This is a genomic window from Mycobacterium simiae (assembly GCF_010727605.1).
Lineage (GTDB): Bacteria > Actinomycetota > Actinomycetes > Mycobacteriales > Mycobacteriaceae > Mycobacterium > Mycobacterium simiae.
Genome location: NZ_AP022568.1, coordinates 3,983,932 through 3,997,667, shown reverse-complemented (window position 1 = coordinate 3,997,667; position 13,736 = coordinate 3,983,932). Strand labels below are relative to the sequence as shown.

Below are 13,736 nucleotides of genomic sequence, written 5' to 3'. Positions count from 1 at the left end.
TCCCTTCTCACGATTTCTTGGAGCCTAACCCGGAACAGATGTTTGTTTCAAGTATGGCCGTGGCCGGAGTACGGTCTCGCTGCCGACGCGCCAACTACATTCGGAGACAGGGTATCCGCGCGGCGCAGCGCCGTCAGGCGCTCATCCTTCGCCGCGCCTCCGCGGCGCGCAAAGCGGATTGAAACAGCGGTCCGACCACGCCGGCGAGTTGATCCGGGCGGGCGATCGTCGCGTGCGCGGCGCTGCCGAACGCCCGGCGCAGCGCGGCCGCGTCGGTGCCCGCGCCGACCGTCAGGCACACGCAGCCGGTCCCCCGCCGCCGCGCCTCGGTCAACGCGCGGCGGGCATCCGCGGCGCCATATGCCCGCTCGTATCCGTGGTCGTAGGCGAGGCCATCCGACAGCACCACCAGCAACCGCCGCGACGTACCGCCGCGGCTTTCCAACACCGACGCGCCGTGCCGGATCGCCGCGCCGAGGCGGGAGTAGGCACCGGGCTGCAAGCTGTTCAACCGCCTGATGATGTGGGCGTCGAGATGGTCGTCGAAGCGCTTCACCGGCACCATGGTCACGGCCCCGCGCCCCTGCGAGTAGTAGGCATACAGCGCCACCCGGTCACCCAGGTCGTGCAGGGCAACACTGAGGCTGGCGACCACCGCACGCTGTTGTTCGTGCACCGTGCGCCCGACCGTTCCGCGCTCGGCCGCCGAACCCGACACGTCGAGCAACAACAGCACCGACAAGTCCCGGCGGCGTCGCAGGCTGTCCAGGTACACCGCCTCGTCGGGCGCCGATCCGGCCCGCACCTCGACGCGCGCCTCGACCGCGGCGTCGACGTCGATGTCGTCGCCCTGCGACTGCCGGTGCCGACGGTGCAGCCCCATCCCGAGCCGAGACAGCGGCCGCCGCAGCCCGATGGCGTCGTCGATCGCCCCAGTAGCGGTTTGTTGAACGGTGGGCTCGACTTCCCGCACCGTGCACCAGGCCGGCCGGTAGCGCTTGCGCGCCGCGTCCCACTCCGGATACCGCACGCCGTCTGTCGCGGTGTTGCCATCGTCGATGTCCTCCGCCGAGAGCGAGGCCAGCGACGAGACGGCATCCGTGCCATGGCTGCCCGAGTTCGTCCGATGGGTGGGAGCATCCGCCCCGGGCGGCCCCCCGCCGCGACCGGTCTTGCGCGCCGAGGACAGCATCTTCGCCAGCCACTTGCCGATGAAGCCACCGCCACCGACCGGACTGGTGAACAAATCGGGGTCGTCGGAATCGTCGGCCTCGCTGTGGTCGAGCTCCGCCAGTTCGGATGCGCCGCTTCGCCGCGGCACATGCCCGGCGTTGTCCGCGTCGCTTTGTTCGGCCCGTCGGGTGCACGCGGCCATCACCTTGGCCGGGCGGATCACCCCGAACTCCGGCACCGGGTCCTGCAGCGTCGCCCTAGCGGCGGCGATGCGCAGCGACATGCCGGGCGAATCGCTGCGGTTCGCCGTCTCGCTGTCACCCAGTGTCGCCAAAATGCTTGGTAACAAAGTGGCATTGGCAACCAGCGCCCGGTGGCCTTCCACGGCCAGGTAACGCTTGGCCAGTTTGGGGTGCCGCACCAGGGAGGCCACGACGTCCGGGCTCAGACTGCCGGCCTCGATCAACGATGCCTGCACGGCCACCTCTTTGAGGGCGCCAAGCTGCGACCGGCCGGCCGTGTCGACGTGGATCGTGTGTCCATCCGTCCACGCCAGTTCACCCGGTGGGGCGTCCACGACTGCGACCGGCCGCCCCGCCAGCGCGGAGGCGAACATGCTTAGGGCCTGCAACCGCTCGGGGCAGGCGTCGCCCGCCGTCTTCACCCCTCCGCTATGTTGACCAAATATCTGTTCCACCGTAGAGTCCGGCTGCACTGCAGTCAATGAATCCGGAACTGATGACGAGGGGATTCACCCACCAGGTGGCGGTGGTGGCCGGGCGGGCTTGCTGTCCGATGCGCGGTGTCAGCGCGATACCGGGCGACTGATGTGTTGACCGACAAAATCCGCCACCGTAGAGTCCGGCTAAACCGCAGCCGGTGACGACCAGAGTCAAGGAAAAGTGGACTTCTCTTATCCAGCGGAAGTGGAACAGTTCCGGGCCGAACTGCGCGACTGGCTGTCCGCCAACCTGACCGATGAGCTGATCGCCGCCCGCCGGCCCTCCGGACGCGACGACGCCGGCTTCGAGATGCTTCGAGGGTGGAACCGGACCATGTCCGACGCCGGCTGGGCTGCCGTCTCCTGGCCCCGCGAATACGGCGGTCGCGGAGCCACCGTCCTCGAACAGCTGGTGTACACCGAGGAGACCACACGCGCCCGTGCCCCCATGCCACTCAACGTGATTGGCATGAACAACATCGCTCCCGCGATCATGCAGTACGGCACCGAAGACCAGAAGAAGACGCTGCTTCCTCGAATGATGCGCGCCGACGACATCTGGTGCCAGGGCATGTCGGAGCCAGAGGCGGGATCCGATCTCGCCGCGCTGCGCACCCGTGCGCTGCGGGACGCTGACGGTTTCGTCGTCAACGGCCAGAAGATCTGGACGTCGCTCGGGCACCGGGCGCATTGGTGCCAGTTGTACGTGCGCACCGATCCCGACGCCCCAAAGCACCAGGGCATCTCCTGCCTGATCGTCGACATGGCGCTCCCCGGCATCGAGGTACGTCCGCTCGTCACGCTCAACGGCGACACCGATTTCGCCGAGGTGTTCTTTCACGATGTGCGCGTCCCGGTCGACGCACTACTGGGACCGTACAATGGCGGCTGGCAGGTGGCCACCACCACGCTCAGCCACGAACGGGCCGGGGCCGCAAGGCTATACGCCGAAATGCAGGTGCGGCTGGAGGAACTGGTGGACGACCTCGCGGCACACACCGACGCGCTCGCCGATCCGGTGACGCTGCGCCGCCTGGGCGAAATCGCGTTGCGTATCAAGTATCTCGAGGTACTGTGCCAGCGGTCGATTTCGGCGGCGCTGCACGGCGACTCGCAAAGGGCGGCCTTCGCATCGGCCAGCCTGGCCAAGACGGTCTGGGGTGAGATCGGACAAGACCTGGCGGCCTTGGCCTTCGACGTGCTGGGGACCCGCGGCGGCAATGCCGCCTGGGCCACCTACCGCCTCACGTCGCGGTCGCTGACCATCGCGGGCGGAACCACGCAGATCAACAAGAACATCACCGCCCAACGGGTACTCGGACTGCCGCGCAGATGAACCTCGAACTCGACGACGAACAGCTCGCCCTGCGCGACACCACGCGGCGCTTTCTCGCCGACAAAGCGCCGATCGCCGGCCACGTCCGCGCCCTGCTCGACGACCCCGCCGGGGTCGATGGCACGGTCTGGCGTGGTTTGGCCGACCTCGGCACCACCGGACTGCTGGTACCCGAAGAACACGGCGGCGCTGGGATGACGCTGGTCGAAGCCGGCGTCGTCGCAGAGGAGCTCGGCGCGGCCCTTCATCCGGGACCCTGGTTGTCGACCGCGGTCGCGGCACCGCGAGCGCTGACCCGACTCTGCGAAAAGGATGTCGCCGCACCGCTTTTAGCCGGTATCGCGGACGGCACGACGATCGCCGCCGTCGGCTTCCTGGACCGGGTGACCGTCAGCGCCGAGGTGGCCAACGATGGCGTCGTGCTGCGCGGTGAGCTCTGCGGTGTGTCCGATGTGGCGGCGGCCGGCACGCTGTTGGTCCTCGGCGACGACCCGGCCGCGTTGTACGCCGTGGACACCGACGCCCCCGGATTCACCGCCCAGCCTGAACCGGGGATTGACCAGACCCGCAAACGGTTTCGCGTCTCACTCGCCCGCACACCTGCGCAGCGGCTGACCGGGGCAGGGCCGTTAGACGTCAGGCCGGTGATCGATGACGTCCTGATCGCCACGGCCGCCGACGCGCTGGGTGCGGCTCGAGCCGTCATGGGCCTTGCCGTCGAATACGCAAAGGTCCGAAAGCAATTCGGCCAGCCCATCGGATCGTTCCAGGCGATCCAGCATCTGTGCGTCGACATGTACGAGACGGTCGAGCTGGCCCGCAGCGGAGTGATCCACGCCCTCTGGGCGGCCGACGCCGAGCCGGACGCCGAGCGGCACCTGGCGGCGCTGCGGGCCAAGGCGTTCTCCGGGCGGCTGGCCAGTGTGGGCGACAACGCCATCCAGGTGTTCGGCGGCGTCGGCTACACCTGGGAACACGATGCCCACCTTTACCTCAAGCGCCTGCTGAGCTGGAGCGAATTGCTCGGCGGACCGGACCCGTATCTGACCGAACTCGGTGTGCGCCTGAGCAACAGAGGCTGGAACGGCCCCGGGCTTGGGATTTAGACTGCAACGGTCGCCGCTTGCAGCACATTTGGGCCGGCTTCCGGTCGGCAATCTGATAGCCTCTACCAAAGATTTGGTTCGGCAGGGAGGGCGCATGCGTAGGTTTCCCCGGTCGCACTCCTCCCATTATGCGCACCGCTAGCCATGGCCAAACCCCTGGCTAAGGGCAGCCGCGCGACCAGTCGCTTGGATCAGGCCGGCAGCGACGACTTCGGAACCCGGCGTAGCGAAATCCTGGAGACCGCGGCGTCGTTGATCGCATCGTCGGGTTTGCGAACCTCCCTGCAGGAGATCGCCGACGCAGCGGGCATCTTGCCGGGCAGCCTGTATCACCATTTCGAATCCAAGGAAGCGATCCTGGTCGAACTGATCCGCCGCTATCAGGACGATCTCGACCGTATCGGGCAGCAGGCCAAGGCGCGGCTGGACGACGCCGATTCGCTGCCGGCCGCCGAGCAAATCATCGAGCTGGGGTCCGCGATCGCCCAGTGCGCGGTGAAACATCGAGCCGCGCTGCAGATGTCTTTCTACGAGGGGCCCAGCGCGGATCCCGAACTGATGACGTTGACCCGCCGGCAACCCTCGGCGATCCACGAGGCCATGGTGCAGACGTTGCGTGCCGGGCGCTGGAGTGGCTACATCAAACCCGACATCGACCTTCCGACGCTGGCCGATCGCATCTGCCAGACCATGCTGCAGGTCGGCCTGGACGTGATGCGGCACAACTCCCCCGCCGACCAGGTGGCCGCGCTGCTGTGCCGGATCATCTTGCGGGGGTTGGCGGCGCGACCGCCGGCCGACTCGCCGCTGGATCGCTCGAGCGCCTTCGCGGCGGCCAGCGCCGTGATCGAGTCGTGGGCCGACGACAGCGGCGCGGATCCCCTCGACAAGGCCTCCCACGTCCGGGCGGTCGCCCGGGCCGAGTTCGGCCGCAAAGGATACGAGGCGACCACGATCCGCGACATCGCCTCGGCGGCGAATCTCGGCACCGGCACCGTCTACCGGGTGATTGGATCCAAGGACGAACTGCTCGATTCGATCATGGCGTCGTTCGGCCAGAAGGTCGAAGCGGGATGGGTCAGCGTGCTGCGCTCGGATGCCACCCCCATCGCGAAGCTGGACGCACTGAGCTGGATCAACGTCAATGCGCTGGACCGATTTTCCGACGAGTTCCGCATCCAGCTCGCGTGGATGCGACAGTCGCCACCGACGGCGAACCCGGGCTGGTCGTATCCCACCCGGCTGCGGCAAATGAAATCGCTGCTGTCGGAAGGAATCCGCTCCGGCGAGATCCGGGTCGACGCTCCTTCCACCGCGATGCTGGCCCGCTGTGTGATCGGGCTGCAGTGGATCCCGGAGAACATTCTGCGTGACGTCGGGAAACGTGCGGCCCTGGTGCACACCCGCGACACCGTATTGCGCGGCGCAGCCGTCCGCGGCAAGTAAATCGCGCTCACTCCGCCCCGGTATTGAACCAAATAACTGTTACCCATACAGTTGAGCGGTTAGAACCGCGTTGGCATTATCCGAGAAGGGGATTTCCATGACCATTGTCGATCGGTTGCGCTACGACGGCAAGCGCGCTCTCGTTGTCGGTGGCGCGACCGGTATGGGCGCCGCCGCGGCCAAGTCGGCGGCCGAGCTCGGCGCCGAAGTCATCGTGATGGACTATGCACCGGTGGCCTACGACGTCGCCAAGGCGATTCAGGTCGACCTGCGCGACACCGCGTCGATCGACGCCGCCATCGAGCAGCTGGACGGTCCGGTCCACGCCGTGTTCTCGGCGGCCGGCATCGCCGAGGGCACCACCGACTTGATGGCGATCAACTTCCTCGGCCACCGCCACCTGATCGAGCGGCTGCTGGAGAACAATCAGCTGCCGTCCGGATCGGCGATCTGTTTCATCTCCTCGGTCGCCGGCATGGGCTGGGAAAACGACCTCGATTTGTTGAACGAGTTCCTGGCAACGCCGGACTTCGCGTCGGCCCAGGAATGGGTCACGGCGCACGCCGCCGAAGGCATCATCCACTACGGCTTCTCCAAGAAGGTCGTCAACGCCTACGTGGCCACCCAGGGCTATCCCCTGCTCAAGAAGGGCATCCGGATCAATGCGATCTGCCCGGGTCCCACCGACACCCCGCTGGCCCAGTCCAACGCCGACCTGTGGCTGACCTTCGCCCAGGACTACCGCGACGAGACCGGCTCCAAGGTGCACACGCCGGAGCAGATGGGCGACGTGATGGCGTTTCTGAATAGCGCCGCCGCCTTCGGCATCAACGGGATCACGCTGCTGGTCGATTATGGCCACACAATGGCGTCGGTCACCAACGCCTACCCGCCGGGCAAGCCGATCATCGACATCATCATGGGCAAGGTGAAGCTCTAGGTCGCGAGCAAGCGTTCGGGAGGTGGCGCAGCACCCGCCGCTCAGCGTCCGAATCCCTGCCCTTAGAGGGCGTGCTCGTGTCGCAGTATCTGGCCGGCGCGCTCTCCGATGACCACACACGGGGCCATGGTGTTTCCCGTGGTGACCCGTGGCATGATCGAGCCGTCGGCGATCCGAAGACCCTGTATCCCATAGACTTTCAGCGATCCGTCGACCACCGACATGGTGTCAAGACCCATCTTCGCCGTGCACGTCTGGTGGTGGTACGTCGTGACGTCGTTGCGGATATAGCACCGTAGTTCGGCATCGTCGAGATTGCCCGGCATGACTTCCCGCTCGCTGAACGGACGAAGGGCGGAGGCATTGCCGATGTCGCGGCATAGTTTGATACCGGCGACCGCCGCTCTGAGGTCCGCTGGATCAGACATGAGGCCGGCGTTAATTCGCACGGGGTCTGAAGGATTGGGTCCGGTCAAAGTGATGTGGCCGCGGCTTTTCGGCCGCACCACCGCGCCATACATGGTCCATCCCGCCTCGGGTAGGCCGAATCTGTCCGCGTTCTCCGCGCTCGAAAACGGAAATTCAAGGTGATAGAGCTGAAGATCCGGACTGCCCAGCCCGGAATCGCTCGTGGAAAAGAAGGTCACGTCGCCACCGCTGTTACCCCAGGGCAGCGGATCTCGGCTCTTCCAGACAGCGGAGAACCCGGGGTGGTCCTGCAGGTTGTGGCCGACACCGGGCAGGTGCTGCACGACGGGGATGCCATGGGATCGCAAGTGCGTCTGGTCACCGATACCCGACTGCATGAGCACCTTCGGGGTATGAATCGCTCCCAGCGATAGCACCACCTCCGATCCCGCGCCGATGCGGCGCAACTCGCCGCGGTGGAAAATTTCCACTCCCGTCGCCCGCATCGCGTGGAAAGTCACCCGGGTGACCAAAGCGCCGGTCAGAACCGTCACGTTGGGGCGATCCATCAGCGGGAACAAGTACGATCGAAAAATCGACGCACGCCGCCCGTTGCGGATGCATAAATCGACTAGCGAGGCACCGCCGTCGCCTTCCATCAGGCTGCCGTTTTGACTTGCAAAGGCCGCAATCCCAAGCGATTCGGCAGCCGCCAGCCCGGCGCAAGCGATCGGGCTGGGGCCGGTCGCGGGTTGGACATAGACAAGTCCACCCGTGCCGCGATGCTCCGGATCGGGAGCACCATGCCAATCTTCGATCTCACGATAAATCGCGAGGACCGAATCATAGCTCCACTGCTCATCTTTGGCCTCGGACGCGAAGTAGTCCCAGTCGCTTCTGTGACCGCGAGCCCATACCATGACGTTGATGCTCGAGCCCCCGCCTAAGACCTTTCCCATCGCATAGGGGATCGCTCGCCCATTGAGGTGACAGCTCGGTTCCGCGGTGAAGTTCCAGTCGCGCTCGCTGCCCAGATTCGCCAGCCACATGTGCGGTTGCATGACCTCGGGTCCCTCGTCGGGGCCACCGGCTTCGAGCACCAACACACTTACGGCGGGATTTTCGGCCAGGCGTCGGGCAACCACCGAGCCGCTGGAACCGGATCCGCAGACGATGAAGTCGTATTGCGCCTTCAACTCCGCACCAAGCAGTTGCTGATTACGGTTGACTCGATTGACGAATTCGGCTGCAAGGTCTTCGCCTGTGTTACTTGATGTCATCTCGCATCTCGTCCTCTTCGCGCACCAGGGATTGCGCGTTGTGTCTGAGGTTGCGCCGCGGCGTCTGGCTCGGCCGGTCTGCACAACCGTGCTTCGGCTTCATGGTTACCCGGTCCCGTGCGTGCCCGGTACCGCGGAATCGTTATCGCGCGTTTGCCGGCTATCCGAGCGCGTTATCCGGATGAGCCGAAACCTGGTGCCGCCCAGCCGGTCAGATACGACTGGCACGCAATGTCTGGTGCGGCGTCTCCCCGTACATTGCCCGGTACGCAGCGGCGAAACGACCGAGATGACCAAATCCCCAGCGATACGCAATGGTGCCGACGCCGGTTGCAGACGGATCGGCGGCGCGCAGATCAGCGTGCGCGCGACGGAGCCGGACCAGCCGGAGATAAGCCATGGGCGACATTCCCACGTGACGGCGGAAGCCCTCCTGCAGGGCGCGTACGCTGACGTGGCATTCGAGCGCCAGTCGGGAAGTTGTCAGTGCCGATTGCGGCGCGCTTTCGATGAGGTCCATCGCCGCGCGCACGACCGCCGCCCGAACCGGCCGCACCGACGATGCCAGGGCCTCACGATGAGGGTGGTCGGCGACTAGCAGCAGCCCGTAAATCACGCTTTCCACCAGTCGCTCCATGACGGCCGGATGCCGCATGGGATGCTCAGGGCACGCGAGTTCACGGTTGAGCCAGAACAACTGACTTGCCCAGCTTCGTCGCGCACCATCCGATGTCGGCAACGTCATGGCGAATTCCACGGACGAGCGCACCGGATGACCCAGCAGCGTCGCCAGTGCCGTATCTACGGCGAATTGATCGATCCTGACTCCCAGGTGCCGGCTACCACCGGGCCAGCGCGTCACGGTCATCGCGGCATCGGGCCCATAGATCGAAGCGCGTCTTGGAGTCGAAACTAGCTTCTGGCCAAGGTATTTCGATTCGAGTCGGCCGTTGATGGGAAGGTGGACGTAGTAACTGTCGCGCCCCTGGGCGAAGTGCAGTGACACATCGCTGTCGTACGTCAGGTCGGCCAGCGTGATGGGCCCGGCGTGTATCAGGCGCTGAGTGAAGCCGAACGCGCTGCGCGGGCCGAGGAACCGCAGCGTGTGCGGGTGAAACGCGGATTCACACCGGTCTATCGCCGCCTCCGGTGACTGGGTGCGAAACCAGCCAGTCGGTTCGTCATCGAGAGCTACCGCTGCCATCATTTCCCCATTCCCGGCGATCGCGTCCACGTTCCCGCACCACATCGCCAACACATCGACAATACCCAGCCGCGCGTATCGCCGGCACAGCTGCCACACAGGCGGTACCCCACCAACTCACCCCACCTTGAGAATCGGAGAGTTCTCCGGTAACTTATCACCCAACGATTCGGAGAACTCTCCGCTAATGCAATCAGGAGGAACAGGACTTTGCAATACCGCAAACTAGGCAGTTCGGGACTGGACGTATCCCCCATCGCGATTGGCGCGATGACCTACGGCGATCCGCACCGTGGCCACCCCATCTGGTCGCTGCCCGAAGACCAAGCTCGTCCACTGATCAGACATGCCCTCGAATCCGGAATCAACTTTTTCGACACCGCGAACATGTACTCGCAGGGCAGCAGCGAAGAGATCCTTGGACGCGCCCTGCACGACTTCGCCGACCGTGACGAGGTGGTGATCGCGACGAAACTGAGACACCCGATGCGCCCAGGACCAAATGGGAAGGGGTTGAGCCGCAAGGCGATTATGACCGAGATCGATCATTCGCTACGCCGGCTCGGTACCGACTACATCGACCTGTACCAGATACACCGCAACGATCACTGCACCCCATTGGGGGAGACACTCGAAGCACTTCACGACCTGGTGAAGGCCGGCAAGGTTCGCTATCTCGGGGCATCGTCCATGCCGGCCTGGGAGTTCGCCAAGGCCCTTCATCTGCAGCAGACCCACAATTGGGCGAGATTCATCTCGATGCAGGATCACTACAATCTGCTGGCTCGCGAGGAGGAACGGGAGATGATCCCGCTGTGCCTCGATGAGGGCGTCGGAACGATTGTTTGGAGTCCGTTGGCGCGCGGAAGGCTGGCGCGATCCTGGGAGGACGCCAAGGCCACCCCGCGATCGTCCAATGACGGGTTTGCCGACATGCTCTATCGCACGGCCGATGAGTCGTCCGACAAAGCCATCATCGACGCGGTCGGCGCAGTTGCCGCGGCGCGCGGTGTCAGCCGGGCCCAAGTGGCACTCGCCTGGCTGCATAGCAAACCCGTAGTGACAGCACCCATTGTCGGAGCAAGCAACGTCGGGCAAATCGACCAAGCTGTCGCCTCCCTCGAGATCGACCTCACCGACACCGAAGTGCAGGCGTTGGAAGCCGCGTATACGCCACGTTACGACTTCCAGGGCATCTCGGATGATGCTCAGCTGCAAGAGATTATCGCGCGGATACCCCAGTTATCCGCGGCCGGTTAGCGATTCGCAACCGTCCGGACCGCTGCGCCGGGACAGGTAAACCACGCACACGACATGCCGCGCGGCTCACCGTGGTTGACGGCCCGGCGTCGAAACCGGTCCGCACCCCGTTGCGGAATACGTTCGGCCCGGTTGGTGATCCGTCGAGTGATCCCATGCCCCTGCCGGCTGCGCTCTCACGCCTTCACTCGAGAGGAGACAACTCGTTGCGTTATGTGTTGAAACCTGAACAGATGCCCTCCGCATGGTTCAATGTCCTGTCCTGCCTACCTGCACCGCTCGCAGCACCGCGGCATCCGATCCTCGAACGCGAAGTCGACCCCGCAGATCTCGCTGAGTTGTTTCCCGCCGCCCTGATCGACCAAGAGACGTCCGCCGAAAGCTGGATAGATATGCCGGGTCCAGTGCTCGACATCTTAAGGCTATGGCGTCCAACGCCATTGGTGCGAGCCAGACGGCTCGAACGGTGTCTGGACACGCCGGCCCGGATCTACTTCAAGGACGAGTCGGTATCGCCTGCCGGCTCACACAAGTCGAATACTGCCGTCGCCCAGGCGTACTACAACAAGGCGGAAGGCATTCGGCGGATCACCACCGAGACCGGTGCCGGACAGTGGGGCAGCGCCCTGTCGATGGCGTGCCAACTGCTCGGCTTGGATTGTCACGTCTTTATGGTCGCCGCATCACACCGGCAGAAGCCGTACCGCCGCATCCTGATGGAGACATGGGGTGCCGAGGTGATTGCAAGTCCGTCTGCGACCACCGACGCAGGGCGCGCGGTCAGGCAACAGCATCCGGACAGCCCCGGTTCCCTGGGGATCGCGATCAGTGAAGCCGTCGAAGAGGCGTTATTGCGTCCGGATACGCACTATGCGCTCGGATCCGTGCTGAACCACGTGCTGTTGCATCAGACGGTCATTGGGCTGGAGGCCAAGCAGCAACTGGAGCTCGCGGGTGAGACGGATCCGGATGTCATCGTCGCGGCGTGCGGCGGGGGCTCGAATTTCGCCGGCCTCGCCCTGCCGTTTCTGCAACCGCACGCCCCCGAAGCGAACAGGCCTCGCCTAATAGCGGTCGAACCGCAGTCCTGTCCGTCGCTGACAGAAGGCATGTTGCGGTACGACTCCGGTGACAGCGCCGGTCTCACGCCGCGACTGTGGATGCACACGATCGGACGTGACTTCATTCCGCCGGCCACCCACGCCGGGGGCTTGCGCTACCACGGTGCGGCGCCGATCGTGTCCAATCTTGTGCAACACCACTGGATTGAAGCGGTTGCCTACCCGCAGGCCTCCGTGCTCGAGGCGGCCGTGCGGTTCGCACGCGCCGAAGGCATGATCCCGGCGCCGGAGACCGCGCATGCTATTCGGGGCGTAATCGACACCGCGCTGGCCGCGCGACGTACGCAGCAGCAGACCGTCATCCTGTTCAACTATTCCGGCCATGGCCTACTCGACTTGGCCGCCTACGACGACTACTTTCACGACCGTCTGCCCGACGAATGATGGCACAAGCCGGCAAGCATGGTGATCGAACCGGAATGATCTCCACTTATGCTCGACACGGCAGCGCAGCGTTTCCGGCGACCAAAGGAGGTGTCGACCTGTGGCGGACGAGGCCGACACGCGCATCCGCGCCGACGCCCTACGTAACCGAGAGCACATCATTGAAGTGGCGCACGACGCCTTCACGGAGTCGGGAGCGACCTCACTCAACGAGATCGCCAAACGCGCGGGCGTCGGGGCGGGAACCCTATATCGCCACTTCCCCACCCGCGAAGCGTTGGTCCTGGCGGTATACCGGCACGACGTCCAACGACTCGTGGGATCGGTCCCCAAACTGCTGCGGTCTCGCGCGCCGTTGGAGGCGTTCCGCTTGTGGTTTCTCAACCTCGCCGACTATGTCCGTCTCAAACACGGTTTGGGCGACGCACTCAACAGTGCGGCGCTGCAGCATGCGATCGACGAAACGTACGCACCCGTTGTCGCCGCGGTCGGTCAGCTGCTCGATGCCTGCAAGACCGACGGCTCGCTGCGGCCCGACCTCGACCCCGCTGATGTACTGCTGCTGATGAGTTTTCTGTGGCGGGTCGGCGAAGGGGCAGCGGGAAAGCGGCAAGCCAAACGAATCATGGACCTCGCCATCGAGGGACTGCGAGCTAGCTGACCCGGCCGCCGCAACGCGTACCGTCGGACACATGGCACGGATCATCGTCATCGGCGGCCACGGCAAGGTCGCCCTGCAGCTGGCTCGCATCCTGACCGACCGTAATGACCAGGTGAGCTCCGTCTTCCGCAATCCCGATCACTCCGACGACGTCGCCGCCACCGGCGCCGAGCCGGTGGTGGCCGACATCGAACAGCTCGACACCGACGCGCTGGCCGACCTGCTGGCCGGGCATGACGCGGTCGTCTTCGCGGCCGGGGCCGGGGGCGGCAACCCGGCGCGGACCTACGCCGTCGACCGGGACGCGGCGGTCCGGGTTATCGCCGCCGCCGCGCAGGCCGGCGTCACGCGGTTTGTGATGGTGTCCTACTTCGGCGCTGGGCCGGATCACGGTGTGCCACAGGATAACCCGTTCTTCGCCTACGCCGAGGCCAAGGCCGCCGCGGATGCTCATCTGCGCGACAGTGACCTGGATTGGACGATTCTGGGTCCCGGCCGGCTGACGCTGGAGCCGCCGACGGGCGAGATTGTGCTCGGAGAAGGAAAGGGCGAGGTGTCCCGGGCCGACGTCGCGCTCGTTGCCGCCGCGGCGCTGGCCGACGATTCGACCATCCGGCGGACCATCGAATTCAACAACGGCGACATCCCGATCGCACAGGCGGTGGCGGGCTGACTAAACTGCATCGCGCAGCTGGT

General features: G+C 65.3%; 11 protein-coding genes. 8 read left to right on the top strand and 3 right to left on the bottom strand.

Annotation, left to right across the window (positions count from 1 at the left end):
* Window positions 1-133: 133 nt before the first annotated feature.
* Window positions 134-1,789, bottom strand: coding sequence for a nitric oxide reductase activation protein NorD (locus tag G6N33_RS18770; protein WP_101528270.1), 1,656 nt, complete (start codon window positions 1,787-1,789; stop codon window positions 134-136).
* Between the two features lie 286 nt (window positions 1,790-2,075).
* Between G6N33_RS18770 and G6N33_RS18765 the strand changes: the two genes are divergently transcribed.
* The 4 genes from G6N33_RS18765 (at window position 2,076) to G6N33_RS18750 (ending at window position 6,722) form a co-directional block, all read left to right on the top strand.
* Window positions 2,076-3,230, top strand: coding sequence for an acyl-CoA dehydrogenase family protein (locus G6N33_RS18765; protein WP_044507616.1), 1,155 nt, complete (start codon window positions 2,076-2,078; stop codon window positions 3,228-3,230).
* Entirely contained in the window at window positions 3,227-4,336 is a 1,110-nt protein-coding gene (locus tag G6N33_RS18760; protein WP_044507617.1) for an acyl-CoA dehydrogenase family protein, read from the top strand. The genes G6N33_RS18765 and G6N33_RS18760 overlap by 4 nt, the downstream gene beginning before the upstream one ends.
* Before the next feature lie 144 nt (window positions 4,337-4,480).
* Window positions 4,481-5,782 carry a TetR/AcrR family transcriptional regulator gene (locus tag G6N33_RS18755; protein ID WP_081662045.1) on the top strand — a complete coding sequence of 434 codons (1,302 nt, stop codon included), beginning with the start codon at window positions 4,481-4,483 and terminating at the stop codon, window positions 5,780-5,782.
* Window positions 5,783-5,879: 97 nt separating this feature from the next.
* Window positions 5,880-6,722, top strand: coding sequence for an SDR family oxidoreductase (locus G6N33_RS18750; RefSeq protein WP_044507619.1), 843 nt, complete (start codon window positions 5,880-5,882; stop codon window positions 6,720-6,722).
* A 62-nt stretch (window positions 6,723-6,784) separates the two neighbouring features.
* Here G6N33_RS18750 and G6N33_RS18745 read toward each other — a convergent pair whose 3' ends face one another.
* Together G6N33_RS18745 and G6N33_RS18740 are read right to left on the bottom strand one after the other, a co-directional pair.
* Window positions 6,785-8,341: a GMC family oxidoreductase N-terminal domain-containing protein gene (locus G6N33_RS18745; protein ID WP_044512222.1), complete on the bottom strand. Its 1,557-nt coding sequence runs from the start codon at window positions 8,339-8,341 to the stop codon at window positions 6,785-6,787.
* A 280-nt stretch (window positions 8,342-8,621) separates the two neighbouring features.
* Window positions 8,622-9,644 (bottom strand): AraC family transcriptional regulator, encoded by a 1,023-nt coding sequence (locus G6N33_RS18740; RefSeq protein WP_163771588.1) that lies wholly within the window; start codon window positions 9,642-9,644, stop codon window positions 8,622-8,624.
* A gap of 240 nt (window positions 9,645-9,884) precedes the next feature.
* Between G6N33_RS18740 and G6N33_RS18735 the strand changes: the two genes are divergently transcribed.
* From G6N33_RS18735 to G6N33_RS18720, 4 genes are all read left to right on the top strand, one after another.
* The gene (locus G6N33_RS18735) at window positions 9,885-10,874 is read left to right on the top strand and encodes an aldo/keto reductase (protein WP_231382662.1); all 990 of its coding nucleotides are present in this window, start codon (window positions 9,885-9,887) and stop codon (window positions 10,872-10,874) included.
* 233 nt (window positions 10,875-11,107) lie between these two features.
* On the top strand, window positions 11,108-12,379 hold the full coding sequence (locus tag G6N33_RS18730) for a TrpB-like pyridoxal phosphate-dependent enzyme (RefSeq protein WP_231382445.1): 1,272 nt from the start codon (window positions 11,108-11,110) through the stop codon (window positions 12,377-12,379).
* 100 nt (window positions 12,380-12,479) lie between these two features.
* Window positions 12,480-13,040, top strand: a complete 561-nt coding sequence (locus tag G6N33_RS18725; RefSeq protein ID WP_044507625.1) for a TetR/AcrR family transcriptional regulator — start codon at window positions 12,480-12,482, stop codon at window positions 13,038-13,040.
* Between the two features lie 31 nt (window positions 13,041-13,071).
* Window positions 13,072-13,713: an NAD(P)H-binding protein gene (locus G6N33_RS18720; protein WP_044507627.1), complete on the top strand. Its 642-nt coding sequence runs from the start codon at window positions 13,072-13,074 to the stop codon at window positions 13,711-13,713.
* Window positions 13,714-13,736 lie beyond the last annotated feature (23 nt).

Coding starts and splice junctions, on each gene's coding strand:
- G6N33_RS18770 (WP_101528270.1), bottom strand. CDS start 1,789: ATGTTCGCCTCCGCGCTGGCGGGGCGGCCGGTCGCAGTCGTGGACGCC.
- G6N33_RS18760 (WP_044507617.1), top strand. CDS start 3,227: ATGAACCTCGAACTCGACGACGAACAGCTCGCCCTGCGCGACACCACG.
- G6N33_RS18755 (WP_081662045.1), top strand. CDS start 4,481: ATGGCCAAACCCCTGGCTAAGGGCAGCCGCGCGACCAGTCGCTTGGAT.
- G6N33_RS18750 (WP_044507619.1), top strand. CDS start 5,880: ATGACCATTGTCGATCGGTTGCGCTACGACGGCAAGCGCGCTCTCGTT.
- G6N33_RS18735 (WP_231382662.1), top strand. CDS start 9,885: ATGACCTACGGCGATCCGCACCGTGGCCACCCCATCTGGTCGCTGCCC.
- G6N33_RS18730 (WP_231382445.1), top strand. CDS start 11,108: ATGCCCTCCGCATGGTTCAATGTCCTGTCCTGCCTACCTGCACCGCTC.
- G6N33_RS18720 (WP_044507627.1), top strand. CDS start 13,072: ATGGCACGGATCATCGTCATCGGCGGCCACGGCAAGGTCGCCCTGCAG.